This window comes from Terriglobus sp. YAF25 (genome assembly GCF_052113305.1).
In the GTDB taxonomy this organism is placed as follows: domain Bacteria; phylum Acidobacteriota; class Terriglobia; order Terriglobales; family Acidobacteriaceae; genus Terriglobus.
On sequence record NZ_JBFRCY010000546.1, the window covers coordinates 1 to 3,217 of the forward strand.

Consider the following 3,217-nt stretch of genomic DNA (forward strand, 5'->3'; position numbering starts at 1 on the left):
CCCTTACAGTCGACTCGGTAGCGTCGATCATCTCGTCTTCGCTGGAACGTGTACGGGCGCTAAGGAACGAGGTAACCGCTCAATCAGAACGCCTTTCGGAGCAACTTCGTACGTCTGTGCTCGATGGCCTGGCCCATGCATTCAAGACGCCCTTGACGACAATCTCTGTTGCCAGCGCGGGATTGGCTGAGGTAGCGGAGCTTCCTGAAGAGCAGCGCGGTGAACTGCTGGGTCTGATCCGCAAGGAAGCAGAGCGGCTCAACCTGATCACCGAGCAGGTTCTGCGAACTGCACGTCTGGAATGGGACAAAGTTCTGACGCTCACCTGCGTGAATCTTAGAGTCCTTCTGGAAGAGACGATCTCTGTCCTTGGAGAGCGGGCAGCTGGCAAGATCGGGATCGTTCAGCAAACGGAACGTATGACGATCGAGGCCGATCGGGCGGTTCTCAAAATTGCATTCGAACAGATTCTTGAAAATGCGCTGAAGTACGGAGATCCAGGAGTGCGTGTGACAGTGTTGGTCGCGGTCCAGGGAAGCACGGCGACGATCTCGATTCATAATCACGGTTCTTATATCTCGCCGAAAGAACAGCAACTCGTCTTCACAAAGTTTTATCGCAGTCCGACGGTCGTACATCGCGCCAACGGTACTGGGATCGGCCTCTCGGTAGCCCAACATGCCGTGACCGCACACGGAGGAACGATCACGATCAGGAGCGATAAAGGTGAAGGCACGACTTTTGTTATTACGTTGCCGATCACGGAAGAGGAAGGGGAATCATGAAGAGATCCATCATGATTGTGGAGGATGATGAGTCGTTACGGCTGAGTCTGTCGAAGACGCTTTCGGCGATGGGGCTGGAAGTTATCCAGACTTCGAGTGGCGAACAGGCCCTCGAGTATCTCAGCGATCATCCGCATGCGTGTGACGTCGTTCTTTTGGATCTGAATATGCCGGGGTTGGGCGGTGTGGCGACATGCCGCCGGATAAGAGAGTCATATCCCTTGCTTGGGATTATTGTTCTAACTGTTCGGGACCGGGAAGAAGACAAGATTATCGCTCTTGATGCGGGAGCGGATGACTACGTGACAAAGCCATTTCCCCTGGGAGAGTTATTTGCGCGCATCCGCGCCGCATTTCGCCGGGCAAAGCTGATTGAGACGGACCGCGAGGCTTCGATTGAGAGTGCTGAGATTCTGATTGATCCGATTCAGCATCGCGTCCTGAAACGCGGAGAACCTGTCCACCTTACGCCCAAGGAGTTCGATCTTCTCCACCTGTTGATGCGCCACCTAGGCCGCCCGCTTTCGCATCATGCCCTGCTTACGTCCGTCTGGGGGCCTGAGTATGGCAATGAGCGTGAGTATCTGCGGACGTATGTGAACCAGCTTCGTCGGAAGATCGAAGATGAGCCGGCCCGCCCCAGGTATATCTTGACGGAGAACTACATCGGCTACCGCTTTAACGATCTTACCGGGTGAGTCCTTATGCCTTCTTCATCGCTCTCTTGAGAGGCTGGTAGAAGGAGATTTGTATGTTCGTACGGTTCCCGGTTCTGGCTGTTATAGCGTGTGTTTTTCTTGCAGGGAGCGAAGGCAATACGCAACAGCTAGATAATCTTTCATCCCGGCAGGCTAAGCTCCTCACACAGACCGCACATACGAGCGCGGATTTTGAAAAGCTGGCGGACTACTTCCACGCTCGATCCCTCCATTTCCACAAGCATGCCGCCGACGAAGACGCGATTATGCGTCAGGAGGCGACGCATGCGTCCGGGGTAAAGTACCCATCCAGCTATGAGACGGCACATCGTTTGCGTGACTACTACCAGCGGCGCTCCGAAGACGCCGGCACGAAGGCGGTTGCATACGAGCGGAAGAGTCAATCTTCCAGCGTCGGCAGCGCGTCACGCTGAGCGAAGGCTGTACCAAAATGAGGTTATCTGCATACGTTTGCGTGCATCTCGGTTAGGATGGAGGCAATTCTTTCCTTATCCGGGGCTGGTGCATGGCGATCCGTCTTCAGGACATCGCAGACGATCTGAAATTGTCGAAGATGACGATCTCGAAGGTCCTTCGGGGCCAGACAGACGTCAGCGAAGAGACCAAGGCGCGTGTTCTGAAGCGCGTGCAGGAGCTCAACTACCGGCCTAATATCTCGGCACGCGGTCTGCGGACCGGCCAGACCTTTACCATTGGCTTGGCGCTGCCATCGTTGCAGGATCCCTCCGCGGCTCAGATAGTCGCCGGCGTGAACGAGGGGGTGCGTCCCCACGGCTATAGCGTCGTGATCACATCCGCCGACGGCGATGCGGAACGGGAAGAGCGTGAGGTCGAGCTGCATCTTTCCAGGCAGGTGGACGCATTGCTGCTCTGCCTGCGGGGTGATGCTTCCGATCTGCCCCAGGTGCTGGAATCAGCAACTGTTCCCGTTGTATTGATGGGGTATCCGCCCTCGCGCTTCAACGGGATCAGCGTTGCGATCCGGGAGACAGAGGTTGGGCAGATCGCCGTACAGCACCTGTTGGAGCACCGATGTCGGCGCATCGCCTATCTGCGCGGACCGCGCACTCCAATTGGGGATATGCGATTCACCGGCTTTCTGGAAGAGATGCGAAGTGCGGAGCTTGYCGTAAAGCAGGAGTGGATTCTGGAGCCCCAGCCGGGAGATACCGGCTATCGCAGCGGCTACGAAGCCATGCAGCGGCTCATGGCGGCAAAGACGATTCCTGATGGAGTGATGACCTACAGCGACCTGCAGGCGATGGGTGTAAGAGACGCGGCACTGGTAGCAGGCCTGGAGATTCCACGACAGTTACGCATTCTGGGCTGCGGCAATACGCTGCCTCTTTGCGAAACGGGACTTACTCTCTCAAGCATTGATCTTGCTTGCCGCGAGCTTGGAAAACGGGCGGCCAAGACTGCCCTGCGCGGCATTGGGGAAAAGGGAAATGCGACGGCACAGCGCTCAGTCTCTCTGTCTCCGCGAATAGTGCCAAGGAGCTCCACGGGTGAGTGGGCCGCGACGGAAAGGAAAAAGACGAAATGAGCAATATCGGCAGAAAGACGCGCACTGGCGCTGCCAAGAAGTTCGACCTGGTGATCTTTGGCGAGTTCTTTTCCGACATGATCTTCTACCAGTTGCGCAACCAGCCGCGTTTTGGCGAAGAGGTAAAGACCGATAGCTTCCTGATCGCTCCCGGCGGTGGCTTGGCC

General features: G+C 56.5%; 4 protein-coding genes. All 4 read left to right on the top strand.

Annotation, left to right across the window (positions count from 1 at the left end):
• Positions 1–785, top strand: a 785-nt coding sequence (locus tag AB4043_RS19785) for a sensor histidine kinase (protein WP_442307863.1), incomplete at its 5' end; no start/stop codon positions are given.
• On the top strand, positions 782–1,483 hold the full coding sequence (locus AB4043_RS19790; protein ID WP_442302332.1) for a response regulator transcription factor: 702 nt from the start codon (positions 782–784) through the stop codon (positions 1,481–1,483). The genes AB4043_RS19785 and AB4043_RS19790, both read left to right, overlap by 4 nt.
• Positions 1,484–1,536: 53 nt before the next feature.
• A complete protein-coding gene (locus AB4043_RS19795) occupies positions 1,537–1,917 on the top strand; it encodes a hypothetical protein (RefSeq protein WP_442302331.1) in 381 nt (126 codons plus the stop codon).
• A 92-nt stretch (positions 1,918–2,009) separates the two neighbouring features.
• A complete protein-coding gene (locus AB4043_RS19800; RefSeq protein ID WP_442307864.1) occupies positions 2,010–3,050 on the top strand; it encodes a LacI family DNA-binding transcriptional regulator in 1,041 nt (346 codons plus the stop codon).
• The last annotated feature ends 167 nt before the right edge of the window (positions 3,051–3,217 follow it).